Below are 19,509 nucleotides of genomic sequence, written 5' to 3' on the forward strand. Positions count from 1 at the left end.
GACGGACTGGCGCTTTGACGCCGCGCCTTTGACTTGAAGGAGATGGGGAATGTCACGCCTGGTAATGGATCTGTTGCAACCTTATCGCCGCTGGCTGGCGATCGTGTTTGTCGCCATGCTTGTCGAGATCGCGATGGGGCTCGCCGCCCCGTGGCCGCTCAAGCTCGTGATCGACGACGCGCTCGGAAATCACCATTTGCCGAAATGGCTGGATTGGGCGCATGAATATGCCGGCTTCGGCAAGCATACGCTTGGCGTCGCCTTGTTCGCGGGTGTCGCCACGCTCGCGATCGCAATCGTCGCCGCCATAGCGAGCTATATCGACAATTACTACACCACGAGCGCGGGGCAGTGGGTCGCCAACGACCTCCGGCTGCGCATCTACGAGCATCTGCATCGGCTTTCGCTCCGCTACTACGACCACGCGAAAGTTGGCGCGCTGGTCTCGACCATCACGACCGATGTCGCCACGATCCAGGATTTTGCCTCATCTTCGACGCTCAGCATCGTCATCGATCTCCTGACTATCGTGTTCATGGTGATGCTGATGTTCTGGCTTGAGTGGGACTTCACGATGATCGCGGTCGGATTCGCGCCGATGCTCCTGCTCTTCATCTTCCACTTCAAGAAAGTGGTAAAGGATGCGACTCGCGCGGTGCGGATTCGCCAAAGCGACCTGCTGTCCGTCGTGCAGCGAGGCCTGGCATCGATCCGTGTGACCAAGGCTTTCGGACGCCAGGACCTCGAATTGGCGCATCTGGAAGCTGCCAGCCATGCCACCGTCGCCGCGGCACTCCGCGCGCGCAAGATCAAGTCGCTGATGTCGCCGATTGTCAATATCGTCGTCGCCGTCTGCACCGCCATCGTGCTTTGCAGAGGAACCTCGCTGATCGTGACGGGAGAGATGACTGCTGGCGCGCTCACGGTTTATCTCGCCTATCTCAAGAAATTCTTCAAACCTGTAAAGGATCTCGCCGGCATGACCAGCACGCTTGCCCAGACCACCGTCGCGCTGGAGCGTATCCAGACCATCCTATCCGCCGATGATGTGATCAGCGAGCGCGCCGGCGCCATCGATCTCCGCCGGGCCAAGGGAGCCGTGTCATTTGACCGGGTCTGCTTCGGCTATGACAAAGACAATCCGGTGCTGCACGAGGTTTCATTCAGTATCGAGCCCGGGCAAGTCGTCGGTATCGTCGGCCCGACCGGCTCGGGCAAATCGACCGTGCTTAGCCTGCTGCCGCGTTTCTACGATCCCGTTCTCGGCCGCGTGTTGATCGATGGCGTCGACATTGCCCACTATAAGGTCGCTGCGTTGCGGGCCCAGATCGGATTCGTGCTTCAGGATGCGGTGCTGTTCCACGGCACGGTGCGGGAAAACATCGCCTACGGCCGGCCCGAAGCGACCGAGGACGAGATCATCGCCGCGGCCAAAGTCGCCAATGCCCACGACTTCGTCAGCCGGATGCCGCATGGCTACGACACGATGGTCGGCGAACGAGGCGAGACCTTGTCTGGCGGCCAGCGGCAACGCATCTCGATCGCACGGGCGGTGATCCGCAACAGCCCGATCCTGGTGCTGGATGAACCCACGGCGGCCCTCGACACAGAATCGGAACGCCTCGTCATCGAAGCGCTGCGCCGCCTGATGAAGGGTCGCACCGTCATCATGATCGCGCATCGTCTCAGCACCCTGATCGATGCCGACAAGATCATCGTCCTCAAGGATGGTGTCGTGGTGGAGGAGGGCCCCCATGCCGCGCTGATCTCGCATGGCGGCGTCTATGCGGGCTTGCACCGCGCCCAGCAGGGCTCGGCGATCACGGCAGCGGCCTAAGGGGAGGAATAGTCATGTCACATCGTTTGATCGTGCTGCCCGACGACACGGCTTCTGCCATCATTGATCCCATCAATTCGGCCCGGCACGCCCTCAACATCCGCATGTTCCTGTTCACGGATCCGGCTCTGCTCAATGCTGTGATCGCCGCCCGGCATCGGGGCGTGCATGTCCGCGTGATGCTCAATCCGGCCCGCCGGGACGGCAGCAGCGACAATGAAATCGCTCGCGACAGCTTGCTCGCAGCCGGCGTCAGCGTGCGCGACAGCAACCGTGCGTTCGCCGTGACCCATCAGAAGTCGATGGTGATCGATAACAAGGTTGGATTCATCGAATCGCTGAATTGGGAAACGCGCGATCTAACCCAGACGCGGGACTACGCGGTCGAGACGACGGACGATTGGGAGATCGCAGAGATGGTACGGTGCTTCAATGCGGACTGGGACGAGAAGCCCTTCATTCCGGAAGCCGGTTCGAGCTTGATCTGGTGTCCCAACAATGGCCGTCAGCGCATCGCCGACTTCATCGATGCCGCCCGGGAAACGCTGTGGCTGCAGAACGAGCGATATCAGGACATGGTGATCATCGAACGCCTGGTTCGGGCCGAGCGCCGCGGCGTACGTGTCCGCATCATGTCGCGCGCGCTACACAAGCTCAAACGCAAGAAGCTGTTCGAGGGCGTCAGCGGCCTGCGTATCGTCCACGATGTCGGCGCCAAGGTTCGTGTGCTCAGGAACTTGAAGCTCCACGGCAAGATCATGATCGCCGACGATGAACGAGCCATCGTTGGATCGATCAATCTCAGCCCGGGCAGTTTTGACGACCGGCGCGAGCTGGCGATCGAAACCTCATCAAAGCACGTGGTGAGGCGATTGATCGAAACCGCCGCGCACGACTGGAAACATTCGAGGAAGATGCCCTTGTCGGACGAGGCAGTGCGAACCGATCTGGAAGGTCACGGTGTGACGGATATTACGCGCCTTGCGTTGACGCATCGGGATGCGGACGAACATCACGTCTGACACAACCGGATATTTATTCGACAAAAGCTGGAGCATCGGCGCGGCAAGCGCGCCCGTGCTTTATGCATGAGCGGTGTTCGTCATCCTCGGCCATAGCACCCGCCGATACCCGCATATCGAAGCAGTATTTGTTTCCGATGCCTGCCTGGATCATTTGTACTGAGCGTTGACGGGCAGGGCAGTTCATCGCTCTGGCCCGCCTTCCAAGACACCGTAACCCAACCCACCGCGGCACAGAAAGGCTGTCGCGGATGATCCCCTGTTGACCGTGAAAGGAACAGACCCATGACTATCATCAACGTGAAATCCGACCGGCGCGTCACTGCTTTCTCCTCGCGCAAAGCCAAGTATGCGGCGGCCGCAGCTGCCGGCATACTCGGGGTGATGCTGAGCATGTCCAGCGCCAGCGCTTTCCAGTGCGTTCGCGGCGTCTATCGTGCTGGCTGCATCAGCTCCCGCGGCGCGATTGGCTTCGGCCCAAATGGCGCAGTTGCCGTTGGTCGCTATGGCAATGTCTACGCGTACCACCGCGGCTCCGGATGTTTCTGGCGCAACGGCCAGCGCATCTGCCTCTAAAGCTCTCGGAATCACAGGTCATGACAGCCGTGTGCGCATCGATTGCGCCGCGGCGGAAACGGGGAACTAAGATGTTCAACAAAGATTCGACAACGACGCGTCGCTTGGCGCTCTGCACCGCCGCTCTCGTCCTGGTCTGGAGCGTCGCCGCCGTGCCGGCGCAGGCACAGAGCCCGACGGCCGCGGATCAGACCCAGAGCCAACCAGCGAGCGATCAGAGCTTTTCCCAAGCCCAGATTATGCAGGTCGTTGCCCCGATCGCGCTCTACCCTGACGCCCTGCTGACACAGGTCCTGATGGCTTCGACCTATCCCCTTGAGGTGGTCGAGGCGGCGCGCTGGTCGCATGACAATCCGGACGTTCAAGGACAGGCGCTCGAGAACGCAATGCAGGGCCAATCGTGGGATCCGAGCGTCAAGGCCCTTACTGCTGTGCCGCAGACGCTCCGGATGATGAGCGACAGGCTCGCCTGGACGGAAGAACTCGGCGATGCGTTCCTGGGGCAGCAACAGGATGTGCTAGATGCCGTGCAGAAGCTGCGGGCTGAGGCGCAAGCTGCTGGAAATCTGAAATCGACGCCCCAGCAGGTGGTCACGACGGTCTCGCCGCCAATCGGCAGCAAGGTCGCGGGCGTGCAGCCGCCGATCGTTATCGAGCCGGTCAATCCCGACGTCTACTACGTCCCGGTCTACAATCCCGGCGTCGTCTACGGTGCCTGACCGTATCCCGACTACCAGCCGTTCTACTGGTCGCCGCCCGGCTTCGTTGCCAGCAATGTCGTGTCCTTTGCGGCGGGCGTTGCAGTCGGCGCTGCGATCTGGGGTGGTTGCAACTGGTGGAATCACAATGTCATCATCAACGTCAACCGTTACAACGTGTTCAACCACACCAATATAAACATCACCAACAACGTCTGGGTTCACGACCCGGCGCATCGCGGCAACGTGCCGTATCGCAACGCGGCAGTTGCGGCGCGTTTCGGTCGCGGCAACGAGATGGCCGCTCGGGACGCCTTCCGAGACCGGGCCGATGTCGAGCACGGTGACATGTTCAGGGACCATCCGACCGTTCTGCCGAATGACGCTCCGAGAAACCTTGTCGACATGCCCCATGAAGGTGCCTCCCGCGACCATGTGGACATGCCGCGTGAAGATGCGTCGCACGACCAAGCCGATGTGCCGCATGTCGATCGACCGCGCGAAGATCGTGCGCTGGCCGGCGACGGGGCCAAGGGCGGTATTGAGCGTCGGGACGCGGACTTTGGGCGTGACGCTGGTGACCGGAGGATCGACCGCATGGTGGCGCCGGAGCGGCGGGGTGACGCCTAGGACGCGATGCGGCCGCGGATGCCGGCCTTCCATCCGGACTTCCGTCCGGAGCGGCCTCGCGACGGTTTAGGCGAGCACATGACGTTTGGCCGGCGTTGAAGGAGTCATGCGTCTTGCGGGACCTTCCGTAGCTGAGCGACGGAAGGTACCGCGGGGCAAGAGTCTCCTCTTAAAAGTACCCGGGATTGCTTCGACAACCCCACATTTTGTCATTTTTGCAGAGCACGGCTATAATGGTTTAGGAATGCCCTTGGGAAAGCGAAAATGCTGCAATACAGGCAGCTGCGATATTTCGTTGCGGTGGTCGAAGCCGGCAGCATCTCACGGGCGGCGACCGCTGTGCACGTCGCGCAGCCGGCTCTGAGCCAGCAGATCGCCGATCTCGAGGAGCGCGTCGGCGCGGCACTCCTTCTGCGGACGCCGAGGGGCGTCAGGCCGACGCCGGCAGGCGAGGCCTTTTTCCACGAAGCATCCTCGATCCTGAAACGGATGAGTCAACTGCCAAGCCTCTTGCGCGAGTCGGCGGGGCAGGTGCAGGGCACCGTACGACTGGGGCTTGTTTCCTCGCTCGCGCCGGCGCTCGTCGGAATCGTGTTCGAGCATTTCAGAACGGAGCTCCCGTCCGTGAACCTGGTCTGCTCCGACGGCAACAGCGAGGCCCTGAGCGCCCGCGTGCAAGCCCATGCGATCGATCTCGCGCTAGCCTTCGAGGATGAATTGGTGGCTGCTCACGTGCGAAGGCCGGTCTTCATGCAGCGCCTATTCCTGATCGGCAATGATGTGGCGGCAATTTCGAAGCCATCGATATCGCTGGAGGACGTCGCAAGGCTGCCGCTCGTTTTGCAGAGCAGGCCGGGCAACCGGCGGCAGGTCGTCGATCGTGCGTTTGCCGAGCACAAGCTGGTTCCGAATATCGTGGTGGAGACCGAGGATTTCGCGAGCGAACTCTCCGCGGTTCGCGCGGGACTTGGAAACACCATCATGAATATCGGCGAGCTTCCCCCTGGCGGGTTTGAAGGACTCGCACCCCCGCTACCGGTCGAGCCCGCCTTGTACATGACGTGCTCAGTCATTTCGAACGGCGACGCTGCGCTGTCGACGGCGACCGAGGCTGTTCAGTCCTCGTTGATCGAAGTCGTGAGAAAGTTCGTCAAGCAGACCAAGCGGCGTGGGGCCCGTCTGATGGAAGCATGAAACGCGTTCGGTGGCCAACCACCGCGGTCCTCATACCGACCTCGGCGAAAGCATTAGTCCAATAATGGCCAGCACGGACAGGACCGCAAGGCAGAAGGCCGGCACCAGCATCGGTCCGACCACCGTTCCGGTGAGCTGCTCGACCCATGGCGCCAGGTTTTGCGCAACAAAACCACCAAAATTCCCGATCGAGTTGATGGCTGCGATGCTGGCTGCAGCCCGGGCGCCCGCAAACATCCGCGAAGGGAAAATCCAGAAGCATGGATTAAGCACCGCGATGCAGGGGCCGCCGATTGCGAGCGCGATGAAGCGAAGTGACACATCCTGCACCAGGACGCCGGCGAGAAAGCAGAGTGCGCCCATGGCGGTAATCGCGGCGGTCGCCGACAATGTGATCCGGTCGTTGACAAGGATTCGAGGGATTAGCAGCAGACCCACGTTACCGATGCCCCAGGGGATCATGTTGAGGACCCCGTTCATGGTCGAACTGACGCCGAACTCGTGCACGACGGTTGGAAGCCAGTAGGTGGCCTCGTAGAAGGCGATGACATATAGGACGTAGATGCCGCCAAAGCCGAGCACGCGCGGATCCCACAGCACGGAAAGTGGATTGCCGTGACCGTCCACCTCGGACGGGCGTCTTGCATGGGCGGCGGCAAGGACGACGCGTTCCTTGTCGGTCAGGATTGCCGTCTTTGCCGGGGACGACGGGAGAAAGCCGAGAGCAACGAAAGCCAGCAAGATCGCAGGCATTCCGCTTCCCAAAAACACCCATTGCCAGCCCGCCAATCCGAGGACGCCCTCGAAATCGAGCAGGATGCCGTTGAACAGACCGCCCAACATGTTTCCGAGGCTGCTGCCGAGCGTGAAGTAGCCGAGCATGCGGACGCGGTAAGGTTCAGGAAACCATTCGCGTATGTAGAAAACGACGCCGGGATAGAAACCGGCCTCCGCGACACCCAGCAGGAAGCGGAGGACGTAGAACATCTCCTTGGACGACGTGAAGGCGAGGAGTACTGTGACGACGCCCCAGCTCAGCATGAGCCGCGCAAGCCATATCCGCGCGCCAAACCGGTTGAGCGCAAGGCAACTCGGAATCTCGAATATCACGTAGCCAATGAAGAACAGCGATGCCCCGAAGCCGTAGGCCGCCTCTGATAGATTGAGGTCCGACACCATCTGGAGCTTGGCGAAGCCGACGTTCTGCCGATCGATGAAAGCGACGAGGAAGAGCAGGACGAGCAGCGGAAGGAGGCGCCATCCTAGCCTGTTGAAGAGCGCTATTTCGTCCGGGCCAGCTTCGACTATCTCGATGGAGCGCATTTCGATGAGCCGGTATTCTCGGCCTTTGCGACTTTTGGGTGAGCCATCCATAACGTGTCGCTTGCAGATTGCGGCTTCCGAAAGTTATATCGACTCATGCAGTTCCGACAACTTCGGTATTTTGTGAAGATTGTGGAGGCCGGGAGCTTTTCCCGGGCTTCGGCTGCCATTCACGTGGCCCAGCCGGCCCTGAGCCAGCAGATCCATGAACTGGAGGACCGTTTGGGCATGAAGCTGCTCAACCGGAGCGCCCGCGGTGTCAGCGCGACGGCCGCGGGAGAAGTGCTCTATCGGGAGGCGTCGTCCATCCTGCATCAGCTCGATCTGCTGCCGACGGTAGCGCGCTCCCAAAGCGGCGAGCCGGAGGGGGCCGTCAGCGTCGGGATTGCTTCGTCGCTGGCTCCGATTTTGATCGGATCCTTGATCGCCCATGTGAAAATCGCGCTTCCGAAAGTTAAGCTCAAAATATCCGATGGCGACAGTGAATCGCTCGAAACCAGGGTCGATACCAGCGACCTGGATCTGGCCCTGATATACGAGGATGAACTGGTGTCGAAATTCGCGCGGGAACCGCTGTTCAGACAGCGGCTCTGCCTGGTAGGAGCGCGGCCGTTCGGCGAACCTGGCAAGTCCTCGGTGACCCTGGAGGAGATCGCGGAGCTTCCATTGACCCTTCCGGGGGGGCCGAATGGACGGCGGGCGCTGATCGACCGCACCTTTGCAGCGTATGGGTTGACGCCAAACATCGTCGCGGAAACCAACTCGCTCTCGACCGAGCTGCTTACAGTCAAGACCGGCATCGCGCATACGCTTCTGCCGGTGGCAAACGGAAAGAACTTTGTCGATCAGGGCTTCGCGCAACCCGTTCCGGTCGACGCCAACCTTTATCTGACTTGTTCCATTATCTCGTCTAGCGATTTCCCGCTCAGCCGGGCCGGCGAGGCGGTTCGTTTGCTGTTGACCGAATTTATCGGAGCCGAGCTCCTGGACGGCCATATCCTCGGAATGGAATGGCTCAAATAGCTGGGCATACTCAGCACCGATACCTGCATATCGAAGTCCTATTTGTCCCCGAGCCCGGCACGAACCATCTGATTTCATGACGATTGGCGGTTCCATATTCGGAGCAGCCGAGCATGAAGAGCAGTGCAATGCCAAATCTCATTTATCGGGTGGTCGCGGCGTGCGGCACGCTGGGTTACGGCTATCCCAAGGAGTCGCTTCAGTCTGCACTCAACGGTCATGTCGATGCCATCATCTGCGACGCCGGCTCGATGGATGCCGGGCCCTACTATCTCGGCAGCGGAACGTCCTACTTCGAACGGGAAGCGGTCAAAGCGGATTACCGCCAGATGGTGGCGGCCGGCAAGCGCATCGGCTGCCCCGTCATCATCGGCAGCAGCGGAACGGCGGGTGGAGACCGCGCCGTCGACTGGATGCTCGGCATCGCGAGGGAAGTCTTTGCCGAACTCAACTTGAGGGATGCAAAGGTCGCCGTCATCAGGTCCGAGATCGATCCGGAAACCGTCATCCGGGAATACCGGGCAGGGGCGCTTCGTGCCACGGGCGCGGGGCCGGCCCTGAATGAGGAAATGCTGCGTAACAGCACGATCGTCGGCCAGATGGGTGTTCATCCTCTGATCGCCGCGCTCGGTGGCGGAGCTCAATTCGTCATCGCCGGCCGCTCGTGCGACTCCGCGCTGTTTGCAGCCGACATGATCAGGCGCGGCATCAACGCCGGCCTTGCATATCATGTCGGACAGGTATTGGAGTGTGGTGCGCTCGCCTGTGAGCCGGGATCGCCGTCCGATTGCCTGGTTGCAGAGGTCTATGACGACGGATCGGCGATCTTCACGTCACCGAACCCTGCGCGACGCTGCACGCCTTTTTCGATCGCCGCGCATTCGCTGTATCAGGAAAGCCATCCGCAACTTCAGTTCTATCCGGAAGGCATTCTCACGACGGAGAAAGCCCAGTTCTTCTCTCGCGATGGGAGGACTGCGGGCATCAGGGGCGGCACATTGGTCCGCCATGGCAAGCCATGGCCGTGGAGCATCAAGCTTGAGGGAGCGTGCCGGCTTGGCGCACAGAAGGCGTCGCTGATCTACATCGATCCAGCCGACCTCAGCCGCATTCCGGAAGATATTCTTGTCTACGGCCGCAACGGCGTCCGAGCGACGCCGATCCGCAACGCCGGCCGCGAGCTCGGAATTATCATTGAAACAGCAGCAACGAAGCAGGAAGATGCGATTCTGCTGGCGCGGCTGCTGACAAATGCCATTTTTAATTACGGCTATCCCGGACGCAAGACGTCGGTCGGCAACCTCGCTTTTCCGATGTCGCCGAATTTCATCAACTTCAAGCGTTCAGATGGCCGGTTCGGATCCATTGTGCCCAGCGGTACGCGCGATCCCGTATTCCTGGCCCATTATGCGCAAATCAAAGCGGCGGTTCTCAATGATATTGCGGAGGCGTTTCCGGCCGCTCTCGTCAATGCGGAATTCACGATCACCGAGGCAGACATTTCAAACCCGGCTATTTTGCTGCGTACCGTTGGTCGCGATGGCGAGACGATCGACCTGCAACATCGCCGGGACCTCGCGCGCATTGATTCGGTCGCGACGCCGCGCCCCGCGTCGCGCATGAATCTGGACGCTGCCGATTCATATGCATGGTCGCTTTACCACTTGCTCCAGAACGACGACGTGATCCAGAAGATGTTCCCGATCACCTATTATCGGGCGGACGGAAGCGATTGGAAAGATGAGGGCGTGGACCACTACCACTATCTGGAGATCGGAGAGACGGACTATTCCGGCGACGTCGATACTCAGACTCTCTCCATGATTGCCGACCACGCATCCACGGAGGCGCCGATCGGATCTTCTCGGCTGCTGGACATGGCGTCGGTCATCCGAAGCAAGGACGCCGGCATCAATCGACAGACCTTCGACATTTTCTTCGCTTCCGCAGAGAACTACGAAGCCGCACTGAATTCGAACCTGTTCACAAAGGAAAATATTGCCGGAGTTCTCGGCATTCCCAGTGCGAAAATCGTTGGTACGTTTTTCGTCGATAGCTGCAACGCCATCAAGATATCGGTCGATCGACCCAACATTTCCGGGTCAACGGACGAGCGAGATGTGTTCGGAGTCCAGCAGCAGTCGGCGCTGGAGGGAATGGACATTCCATTTTATGCGACCGCGCTTACGCGGGCTTCCTCGTTCTGACGGAGACGCGCGTCCCATAAGGCCTGTCGATACCTGCATATCGAAGCCATATTTGTCCCAATTCCCTTGAGCAGGCATGTTGCGGCACGAAATCCTCCGCTTCTTGCCAGCCATTCAGGGAATTCGACCATGCAGCAGATCATCACCAGCGAGCCGACCCCATTGAAGCTCTCGCACACTGCCCGCCGGCGGTTTCGGAAGGCGTCGCCGACGGAAACGATCTACCTCGCAACCGGCACGACCGTGGTGAGCCGCAGCCGCATCGCCGGCGTGGTCAGCAGGGCGCAATTCGAACAGGCCGTCGTGCATCTGGAAGCAAGGTACCGCATTCTTCGCGCGGCTGTGCAGGACGGGCAATTCATCGAACGCGATGATGGCTGCCCGGCCATAGATATGTGGGCGACACCTGAGACGTGCTCGGTCGATGCGTTGTTCGCGACATTGCTCAATGCCGAGCTCGACACCAGCAAGGGCATCTATCGCATCCACGTTATCTCAGCCGCAGATGCGCTCGACATCTTCATGCTGAGCTCGCATGCGGTCACTGATGCAACCTCGCTGGTCGAACTGCATTCCTGCCTGGCCTACATCTGTGATTGCGTGGTCAGGCAGGTGCCTCCGGTATTGCAAGAGCAGCCGTTCCCTGAGCCGCTGGACGCCGCGGTCGAGCGCGCGCTCGCCTCGTTACCGGCAGATGCAATCCAGAAGGCTCCATCTTATGCGGGCCCGTATACGGAGTTTCCGATGCTGGCCGCGCATGATGGTCAAGCCTTGAGCCATCGCCTCGAACGTATCGTCATCGCGGCCGACGATGTGGAGCGCATCCACGCGGCAAGCCACGCCAACGGATGTTCGGTCCACTCACTGCTTCTCGCCGCATTTGCGCTTGCGATCCGGGACGTCTCAGAAGGCAATTACCGCCAGATCCTGCTGCGGTCCAACATCGACATGCGTCGGCGACTTGAGCCGCATGTCTCGACGGAGCTCGTCGTCACGGCGATCACGGGCCACATCACGCGGATTCCGGATCTAGACCAGCCGCTATTCGGAATTGCAAGGCTCATCTTCGACGATATACACCGGGGTGTCGCCAATGGCGCCTTCTTCAGCGAATACCTGAACTATCCGAAGTCGTTTGGCGCAGCGCAGCAGGCGCCTGTTGCTTTGAATGTCTCCGACATGCAAGCCGTCAAATTCCGCTGGCCGATGGCGCGGCTGAGGGTGGCCGGCTTCGAATATGCGCTCGGCTGGCTCAAGAAATTCCCGAACGTCTCGGTCGCAATCTATGAGGGTACGCTCGTCGCAAACATCGTTTATGTGCCGGAGTTCATCGACCCATCCGTGATGCAGGTGGTCTCCGAAAAGTTTGTGAGAAGACTGATCTCTGCCGCTGCGTGCGTGGCAGTCCCGGCGACCTGAGCGTCAGCGCGCGTTACGTTCCAACCACTCCAATGGGCCGAGCAATCGAGCATTCGCCGAGCCCCATATCCATCTGTATGCCAGTCGCTCTCTCCGGGATCCGACGTTTGAGTCTCCAATGGGCGATTATTCGGCGCTTCCACGTACATTCCGGATGGACGACTATTCGTCGACAATCGACGATACCATCAGCCGCCATCCCGGAACGCTCGTCGTTTCAAACAAGGATGCTACGTGACTCAATGCGAAAATCGAAGGAAACAGCACATGCAAAGCGAGTAAACATGACTGATCGAACAGCAAAGTTGCGTAGCGAGACACTGGCATCTCACATCCTGCCAGTTTCCGGAACAATGATCGGTGTCTGTGTCACGCTGATCGGATTGGTTAAGCTGGCCGAGGTCAAGCATGGCCCGTCTCATGTAGATGAATATGCGGCTCTTGCTGCGGTAACTTTTCTTGTAAGTGCCCTAACGTCATATCTGTCGATGCGCTACTCAGATCGAGCTACGCTCAGCGTCCGAATGGAGCAGTTCGCAGATACTGTTTTTCTTTGGGGCTTGATCGCAATTACTGCGGTCGCGACCCTGTTTGCGTACGAGGTAATCTAGCGCAACTCACATGACTGATTGTCACTAAGACGTATCTAATGTCGTTAGCCTTTGCCCCCTTCATCGCGTTCGCAGTTCTTAGCCACCTTGGTGCTCCAACACCGGCCCAGCGATGATATTGCGTGGGTTGATCGGACAGGAACTCGTGCTGGGTGGCGTTCCGTCGCTCATGTCGAATTTCGGTCGCGCGGCGGCAGTCGAGATTAGTCAGGTCTACTTTGGGTTGGCACCCGCGCCATTATTCTTGCGGGCCATTTGCTCGATTCCGTCGTTCGGAATAGCGAAATTCGCTGCGGCGCGTTTGGCTTGGCGATACCAGCAAAAATACCAGCAAAGTGGACCGCTGCGGTGGGCTTTTTGCTCGGATTTTCAATGCGCCGCGACAGATTCCGAGGAAATCCGGAATCGAACTTGTGCCTTAAGTTGTTGTTTTTATTGATGTTTTTCCGTGGTGCCCCTGGCCGGAATCGAACCAGCACTCCTTGCGGAACTCGATTTTGAGTCGAGCGCGTCTACCAGTTCCGCCACAGGGGCATTCGCCCCATCAGCCCGGAAGGCTGGCGTCGCGAAGCGGGCGGAATATAGCGGGCGGGGTGGTGGGGTCAACCCGCGCGGTTTTGATCCGGACGCGGCTCGACAGCGCCGGGTCCAGGGGATACCACGTTGGTATTGCAGGAGCTTTAGCCGTGACGCTCGCGACCGCCAATCCGCTGTCCACACATAGATCGGCCAATCCGGCGCTGACGGCGTCGACCGCCGTGGCTGTCATCGCCGCGGCGACGCTGGCGGGGGCCTGGTTTTTCCAGCTTGTGCTGGAGATCCTGCCCTGTCCGCTCTGCCTCGAGCAGCGTTATGCCTATTATCTCGCGGTCCCGCTCGGAGCGCTGGTGGCGTTCGCTGCCGCGAAGGGGGCGCCGCGGCCGCTGCTGCTCGCAGGGCTGGCGGTCCTCGCGCTCGCCGCGCTCGTCAATGCCGGGCTCGGCGCCTACCACGCCGGCGTCGAATGGGGCTTTTGGCAGGGGCCGACCGATTGCACCGGGCCGGTCGGGAATCTCGGCAGCGCCGGCACCCTGCTGCAGCGGCTGGATACGGTGAAGGTCATCCGCTGCGACGAGGTGCAGTGGCGCTTTCTCGGCCTCTCGCTTGCCGGCTACAACGTGCTGATCTCGCTTCTGATGGCCGCCATCGCCGCCTGGGGTTTTGCGCGGACGGTAAGAGCCTGAGAGATCGCCCGTTCGTCATTCCGGGATGCGCCGAAGGCGCAGGCTGGAATCCATCGGGCAACAGGCGCAAGCGGCGAAATGGATTCCGGGCTCATCGCTTTGCGATGCCCCGGAATGACAGTCCCGTCATTGTTCCGACTACCGCTACCCACGTGGTCCCCATAGAATGACGGCTGCGCCGATCAGACATATGGACGCGCCTGTAATATCCCAGCGATCGGGACGTGCGTTCTCGACTGCCCAGAGCCACACAAGCGAGGCGACAATATAGATGCCGCCATAGGTCGCGTAGGCGCGTCCCGCCGCCTCGCTCTCGACCAGCGTCAACAGGTACGCGAACATGGTCAGCGAGAGCAGGCCCGGAAGCAGCCACCAGATCGGCTTGCCAAGACGCAACCAGCCCCAGAACGCAAAGCAACCGGCGATTTCAGCGATCGCGGCGCCAACATAGACGACGGCAGTTCTCATAAGGGATCATCTCTCACGGCTCCCGCTGCTGTTCAAGGCGGCGGGTCAAATCGTCGCCGTCAAACCCGCGGCGCTCGAAGAAGGAGCTTCTCGTGCAGCGGCCATAATACGGTGATCGTCAATACCACCGTCGCCGTCACCATAGCGCCAGGGTGACCGCCAACTCCTCTTCGTCATTCCGGGATGCGCCGAAGGCGCAGGCCCGGAATCCATTGGGCCGCTTGCGCGAGTGGAGAAATGGATTCCGGGCTCATCGCTGCGCGATGCCCCGGAATGACAGAGGAGAAAAATTCGCTAGCGATTTCAATCTGATTTGGGTCGTCCAGTCCTCGCGCAAAAAACATTCCGCTTCCGCTGTCGGGCAAATCAGTGATTTAACTCCGTGCGTCTCACGGCGGATGAGGGGCGGGTCGCGATCGTCACGAACGTTGCGGTGAGATGCGGTGGACGCGGGTGCTGCGAACGACGAACGCAGCTATGCGCGGACGGCGAAGTCGTGTGGTTCTGGCGCCCCGACGCTGGCGCTAAGTTTTTTGCGCGAAACAAGTTCGCGCGAGAGGCGACGGTGGCAAGAAAGCCCGGTCACCGGGAAGAGCACGAAGTAAGTCGTAAACCACTGCGCAGGGAAAGCCGGAGTGTTTTCGGTTGAACCTGTGGTCCTACCCCCGTGCTTTTTGTTGCACGGGGCCCATGGGTGCAACCGGCACCCGGCTTTCCCTGCGCCCTCTGATATCGAGGAGGGCGGAAAGTAGATGCAAAGCTCGGGCGCGACGCGCCGCGAGAACGCGAACTCACATCCGCTGTTTCAGACGTAGGATGGGTAGAGCGAAGCGAAACCCATCATTCGCGCAGCTGGGTTCAAAGCTGATGGGTTTCGCTTCGCTCTACCCATCCTACGGGACCGCTGTTTGAAATTTGGATTAGCAAACCCTTGCTCACACCACAAAAGCCAGTGACGCCGATGGGGGGACGAGATCGTACACGGGGAAAGCTCGCCTAATCGTCCACATCCTCCTGCGGGCGGCCGAACAGGTGCACGATGCCGGGCGTCGCCAGCGTCACGAACACGAAGCGCGAGAGGTGGTGCGCGCCGACGAAGATCGGGTCGATATGCAGCGTCAGCGCCAGCGCCAGCATGGCGTCCATCGCACCGGGGGCAAAGGCGACGACGACGTCGGAGAGATGGACCTGCGTCGTCAGCGTGATCGCGGCAACGAAGATCGCGGAGATCACGATCGCGACCGCGAACGAGCCCAGCCCGGCATTGATGTGGCTGCGCAGGGTCGAGAGCTTCATCCGTGCAAAACGCGAGCCGATCAGGGCGCCGATGCCGACCAGCGCGACGCCGCGCACCCACGGCGGCAAGCCGCCCTCGATCGCGCCGACGCCGTGCAACAGGCTGGACGCGAGCATCGCGCCGAACATCCAGCTTGCCGGAAATTTCGCCCAGCGCAGCACGAGCGCCGCTCCGATGGAGGCTGCGATCAGCGCCACGAGCTCGATCGGCGAGGCGCTGGCGGAGGCAATCGTCGGCGGCGCTGCCGGTGCTATGCCGAGCACCGCCAGCATCAGTGGTAAAGCGGCGGTCAGGATGATCACGCGCATGGTCTGCACCACGGCGATCGCGGCGACATCGGCGCCTTTCTCGATCGCGAGCATCGTGATTTGCGACAGCGCGCCGGGGCTGCCGGCGAGGAAAGCCGAGGTCTGGTCCCAGCCATGTACGCGCTGCAGATAGAAGCTGCTGCCGAAGATCGAGCAGACGGTGGCGAGCGAGAGCAGCGCGATGGTGAGCGGATAGGCGCTCACATGCTGGATCAGTTGCCGCGATACCAGGGAGCCCAGCGAGATGCCGAGCAGAATCAGCACGGTCTGGGTCACCACCGGCGGCACGGTGAGCGGCCGGCCGGCGAGCGCGGCGATGCCGACCGCGATCATCGCGCCGGAAATCAACCCGCCCGGCAGGTTCGCCCACAAAAACAGCAGGCCGCCCGCGGCGCCGATGACGAGCGTCTCGGTCGTATTGAGGATGTTCGCGCGGCTGGGAATGGCAAGCGCCATCGATGCGGGAAGCTGGTTCACGCTGGCGTTATGCCAAATCCGCAGGCCCGCGACAAATGCATCTCGCGATTGCAGCAATGCGCCGGATTTTTAGAGCGTCGCTGCTCGCCATCCCCGTGTTCGGGAGGGCGGGGTGACACCCTTACTTCGTGCCCGCGCTTTTGTCGGCGGCTTCCTTCAGGCACTCCCGGCGGAATTTCTTGCGCTCCTTGCCGTGCAGGCTCTTCGCATCCGCCTGCTTGGAGCAGTCCAGCGAAGCGGCGCTGCGCGCCTTCTTCTCTTCCGGCGTCGGGGCCGCCTTGGTCTCGGTCTTGGCCGTGTCCTTCGGTGCGGGCGTGGTGGTTTGCGCAAAGGCGGTGCCCGTCAGCAGGAACGCGGCGAGGGCGGTTGTGGTGGCGAGGGAGGAAAACTTCGGCATGGGGCGCACCTCGAATGAGTGGACGCGAAACCGTCGTCGCCCGATGCTGAACCGCCGATGAATATCGCGCGTATCGGGCGGCACAATATTTTGAGCGGGCGGTTCGCCAATGCGTTGTCGCAAGTTCCGGTTGCGTTAGGATGCGGCCCTCGTCAACGCGCTGAGGTTTGACGGAAAGGGAGAACAACCATGACAATTCAAGCCAAACTGCTTTGTACGATGGCCGCCTCGGGTCTGGCCGCATTCGTGATGTCGGCGCCGGCGCAGGCCCTGACCGCGCAGGAATGCAGCGCCAAGTACCAGGCAGCCAAGGCAGCCGGGACACTGGGCGGCCAGAAGTGGAACGACTTCCGCAAGGCCGAGTGCGGCGCAAACGCAACGCCAGCCGCTGCCGCGCCCGCTGCACCGACAGCCGCCGCGCCCGCGCCGGCCCCGGCCGCCAAGGAGGCCAAGAAGGAAGCCGCTCCAGCCGCAGCGCCCACGTCGCCGGCAGGACCGGCGGTATTCCCGAACGCGGTCGATCCGAAATACGCCAAGGAGACCGAGGGCAAGGCCCGCATGCACACTTGCGTCGACCAGTACAATGCCAACAAGGCCAGCAATGCCAATGGCGGCCTGAAGTGGATCCAGAAGGGCGGCGGCTACTACAGCGAATGCACCAAGCGGTTGAAGGGCGCTGCTTGATCTCCTAGGGCATGATCCGGAAAAGTGGACACCGGTTTTCCGAAAAAGATCATGCCCAAACAAAGCAACTGGCGCGGCCGGAGTACGACACTGGCCGCACCAGCCTTCATGGTGCCGTGTTTCGGCCGACATTTGCGATGGGCTGTGCGGGCTCGGCAAAGCGGCGTGACATCTCGGCCCGCCGAGCGTAGACAGCGCAGGCAGCCGCGAGATTTGACATGAGCCCATCGACCGATCGTGCCGGGATCAATCCGGAACCCACGCGCCGCGCCGCGCTCGGCCTGATGGCTGTCGGCGTTACGCTGCTCAGCCGCGCTGCCGCCGCGCAGGACGAAGAGAAGGTGTTGACCGAAGCGGCCGTGCTGCGCGATCCGGAGATCCCTGTCGCCGGCAACGCCAAGGGCGACATCAGCATCGTCGAGTGGTTCGACTATCAATGTCCCTATTGCCGCAAGATCGCACCTGAACTGCAGCAAATTGCGCAGGACGATGGCAAGGTGCGCCTGGTGTGGAAGGACTGGCCGATCCTGGGCGATGTATCGAAGGTTGCATCGCGCATGGCGTTGGCGGCGAAGTATCAGGACAAGTTTCAGGCCGCGCATGAGGCGATGATGGGCCTCACCACGAAGCTGACCGAGCCGCGGATACAGGAGGTGCTCGCAGGTGCGAGCATCGATATGGATCGCTTGAAGCGCGATCTTGCGGCCAATGCCACATCAATCGATGCCATTCTTACGCGCAACAACGCGCAGGCCGAGGCGTTTGGTTTTCAGGGCACGCCGTCCTTCATCGTCGGTAAATTCCGCGTGCCCGGCATCCTGACCAAGGAGCAGTTCGTGCAGGCCATCGCCGATGCGCGCAAGGCGAACATGAGCCGCTAGTGGCCGTCGTGCTCGCTAGCGCGACGAAATCCTCTGCCAATCCTCATGGGCGCGAGCCTTCAGTGCCTTCAGGTCATCGGCGGCAACGTCCCAGTTGACGATGGTGCGGCCGCTCTGCGCGAGTTGGCCGCCCGCCACGCTCGACGTTCGCATCGAATCATAGAGATAAACGCCCGCAATCAGCAGCAGCGCACCCAAGATCATTCCGAAAAACGTTCGCATGACGAAACCTCCGGTGACCGCAGATAACGGGGATGGCCGGCGGATGGTTCCGGGTCGGGCCGGAACCGCACTCACGCCCGCCCGAAGGCGCGCAACACGTAATCAATGAACACGCGTACGCGCGGCGAGAGCTGGCGATTGCGTGGGTAGAGCAGGGATACCGGGACCGAGGGCGGCGGACATTCCGTGAGCACCTCAACGAGGGCCCCGCGCCCGAGATCGGCTTCGGCGTGGAAGCGCGGCACCTGGACCAGGCCAAGGCCGAGCCGCGCGGTAGCGAGGTAGCTCTCCGGTCCCGTCACCGACATGATCGCCGGCAGCATCACTTCGCGAACTGCACCGTCGACCACAAACTCCATCGGCCGCAGCCGTCCCGTTGTCAGCGAGCGTATCCCGATCATGCGGTGGCCTTCGAGCACATCGGGACCGGACGGCGTGCCGAAGCGCTCGAAATAACGAGGCGCCGCGCAGGTGAGGCGCTCCAGCATCACCACCTGCCTTGCGATCATGTCGCTGTCGGGCAGATGGCCGAAGCGCAACACGCAATCGACGCCTTCCTCGATCAGGTCGATCCAGCGGTCGCTCTCGCTCATATTGATCTCGATGTCGGGATATTCCGCGAAGAAGCCCGGCAGGTTCGGCAACAAGAAGTGACGCGCCAGCGTGCCCTGCACTTCCAGCCGCAACAGCCCCTTCGGTTTGCCGCCGCCGAATGCACCTTCGGCATCCTCGAGGTCGGCGATCAGTGACAGGCAGCGGCGATAATACGCTTCGCCATCGAGGGTCGGGCGGACATGCCGTGTCGTGCGTTCGATCAGCCGCACGCCGAGCCGTGCCTCCAGCGACTTGACGGCGTCCGTCACCGTCGAGCGCGGCAGCCCGAGATCCTCCGCCGCCTGCGAAAAGCTGCGCCGCTCCACCACGCGGGTGAACACCCGCATTGCGTCGAACCGATCCATCTCGATTGTCCGAGTTTTACGAACAGTAAGGCCAAAAAATACATGATTATCCG

General features: G+C 61.3%; 18 protein-coding genes, 1 tRNA gene and 1 pseudogene. 12 read left to right on the forward strand and 8 right to left on the reverse strand.

Features of this window, described 5'->3' with window-relative positions; genetic code table 11:
- Positions 1-49 precede the first annotated feature (49 nt).
- From AC5ZG5_RS01745 to AC5ZG5_RS01765, 5 genes and pseudogenes are all read left to right on the forward strand, one after another.
- Complete coding sequence (locus AC5ZG5_RS01745; RefSeq protein WP_456640856.1) at positions 50-1,837, forward strand: ABC transporter ATP-binding protein; 1,788 nt, start codon at positions 50-52, stop codon at positions 1,835-1,837.
- 14 nt (positions 1,838-1,851) lie between these two features.
- A complete protein-coding gene (locus AC5ZG5_RS01750) occupies positions 1,852-2,859 on the forward strand; it encodes a phospholipase D-like domain-containing protein (RefSeq protein ID WP_456640857.1) in 1,008 nt (335 codons plus the stop codon).
- Between the two features lie 285 nt (positions 2,860-3,144).
- Positions 3,145-3,435: a hypothetical protein gene (locus tag AC5ZG5_RS01755; protein ID WP_456640858.1), complete on the forward strand. Its 291-nt coding sequence runs from the start codon at positions 3,145-3,147 to the stop codon at positions 3,433-3,435.
- Positions 3,436-3,506: 71 nt separating this feature from the next.
- Positions 3,507-4,763 (forward strand): annotated as a pseudogene (locus AC5ZG5_RS01760) (DUF3300 domain-containing protein).
- 264 nt (positions 4,764-5,027) lie between these two features.
- Entirely contained in the window at positions 5,028-5,957 is a 930-nt protein-coding gene (locus AC5ZG5_RS01765) for a LysR family transcriptional regulator (protein ID WP_456640859.1), read from the forward strand.
- Positions 5,958-5,987: 30 nt separating this feature from the next.
- On the opposite strand, the gene AC5ZG5_RS01770 is transcribed toward AC5ZG5_RS01765, so the two are convergent.
- A complete protein-coding gene (locus tag AC5ZG5_RS01770) occupies positions 5,988-7,280 on the reverse strand; it encodes an MFS transporter (RefSeq protein ID WP_456640860.1) in 1,293 nt (430 codons plus the stop codon).
- Positions 7,281-7,376: 96 nt separating this feature from the next.
- Between AC5ZG5_RS01770 and AC5ZG5_RS01775 the strand changes: the two genes are divergently transcribed.
- The 4 genes from AC5ZG5_RS01775 (at position 7,377) to AC5ZG5_RS01790 (ending at position 12,540) form a co-directional block, all read left to right on the forward strand.
- Positions 7,377-8,303, forward strand: coding sequence for a LysR substrate-binding domain-containing protein (locus AC5ZG5_RS01775; RefSeq protein WP_456640861.1), 927 nt, complete (start codon positions 7,377-7,379; stop codon positions 8,301-8,303).
- A 329-nt stretch (positions 8,304-8,632) separates the two neighbouring features.
- Positions 8,633-10,510 (forward strand): DUF4387 family protein, encoded by a 1,878-nt coding sequence (locus tag AC5ZG5_RS01780; protein ID WP_456640862.1) that lies wholly within the window; start codon positions 8,633-8,635, stop codon positions 10,508-10,510.
- A 129-nt stretch (positions 10,511-10,639) separates the two neighbouring features.
- Positions 10,640-11,929 (forward strand): phthiocerol/phthiodiolone dimycocerosyl transferase family protein, encoded by a 1,290-nt coding sequence (locus AC5ZG5_RS01785; protein WP_456640863.1) that lies wholly within the window; start codon positions 10,640-10,642, stop codon positions 11,927-11,929.
- Between the two features lie 284 nt (positions 11,930-12,213).
- Complete coding sequence (locus AC5ZG5_RS01790) at positions 12,214-12,540, forward strand: hypothetical protein (protein WP_456640864.1); 327 nt, start codon at positions 12,214-12,216, stop codon at positions 12,538-12,540.
- A gap of 449 nt (positions 12,541-12,989) precedes the next feature.
- Here the strand turns inward: AC5ZG5_RS01790 and AC5ZG5_RS01795 are convergent.
- Positions 12,990-13,074: transfer RNA gene (locus AC5ZG5_RS01795), tRNA-Leu, on the reverse strand.
- A gap of 152 nt (positions 13,075-13,226) precedes the next feature.
- Here AC5ZG5_RS01795 and AC5ZG5_RS01800 point away from each other — a divergent pair.
- Complete coding sequence (locus AC5ZG5_RS01800) at positions 13,227-13,763, forward strand: disulfide bond formation protein B (RefSeq protein ID WP_456640865.1); 537 nt, start codon at positions 13,227-13,229, stop codon at positions 13,761-13,763.
- A 144-nt stretch (positions 13,764-13,907) separates the two neighbouring features.
- On the opposite strand, the gene AC5ZG5_RS01805 is transcribed toward AC5ZG5_RS01800, so the two are convergent.
- The 4 genes from AC5ZG5_RS01805 to AC5ZG5_RS01820 form a co-directional block, all read right to left on the reverse strand.
- On the reverse strand, positions 13,908-14,231 hold the full coding sequence (locus AC5ZG5_RS01805; RefSeq protein WP_028164443.1) for a YnfA family protein: 324 nt from the start codon (positions 14,229-14,231) through the stop codon (positions 13,908-13,910).
- A 173-nt stretch (positions 14,232-14,404) separates the two neighbouring features.
- Positions 14,405-14,575, reverse strand: coding sequence for a hypothetical protein (locus AC5ZG5_RS01810; RefSeq protein WP_456640866.1), 171 nt, complete (start codon positions 14,573-14,575; stop codon positions 14,405-14,407).
- A 652-nt stretch (positions 14,576-15,227) separates the two neighbouring features.
- Positions 15,228-16,292, reverse strand: coding sequence for an AbrB family transcriptional regulator (locus AC5ZG5_RS01815; RefSeq protein ID WP_433994508.1), 1,065 nt, complete (start codon positions 16,290-16,292; stop codon positions 15,228-15,230).
- A 142-nt stretch (positions 16,293-16,434) separates the two neighbouring features.
- Positions 16,435-16,710: a PsiF family protein gene (locus AC5ZG5_RS01820; RefSeq protein ID WP_456640867.1), complete on the reverse strand. Its 276-nt coding sequence runs from the start codon at positions 16,708-16,710 to the stop codon at positions 16,435-16,437.
- A gap of 189 nt (positions 16,711-16,899) precedes the next feature.
- On the opposite strand from AC5ZG5_RS01820, the gene AC5ZG5_RS01825 reads away from it, so the two are divergent.
- Both AC5ZG5_RS01825 and AC5ZG5_RS01830 read left to right on the forward strand, forming a co-directional pair.
- Positions 16,900-17,394, forward strand: a complete 495-nt coding sequence (locus AC5ZG5_RS01825) for a hypothetical protein (protein WP_456640868.1) — start codon at positions 16,900-16,902, stop codon at positions 17,392-17,394.
- A gap of 218 nt (positions 17,395-17,612) precedes the next feature.
- Positions 17,613-18,275 (forward strand): DsbA family protein, encoded by a 663-nt coding sequence (locus AC5ZG5_RS01830; protein ID WP_130229120.1) that lies wholly within the window; start codon positions 17,613-17,615, stop codon positions 18,273-18,275.
- A gap of 15 nt (positions 18,276-18,290) precedes the next feature.
- Here the strand turns inward: AC5ZG5_RS01830 and AC5ZG5_RS01835 are convergent, their stop codons facing one another.
- Positions 18,291-18,497, reverse strand: coding sequence for a hypothetical protein (locus tag AC5ZG5_RS01835; protein ID WP_028164448.1), 207 nt, complete (start codon positions 18,495-18,497; stop codon positions 18,291-18,293).
- Between the two features lie 71 nt (positions 18,498-18,568).
- A complete protein-coding gene (locus AC5ZG5_RS01840) occupies positions 18,569-19,456 on the reverse strand; it encodes a LysR family transcriptional regulator (protein ID WP_456640869.1) in 888 nt (295 codons plus the stop codon).
- Between the last annotated feature and the right edge of the window lie 53 nt (positions 19,457-19,509).

This window comes from Bradyrhizobium sp. Ses1, from assembly GCF_059512365.1.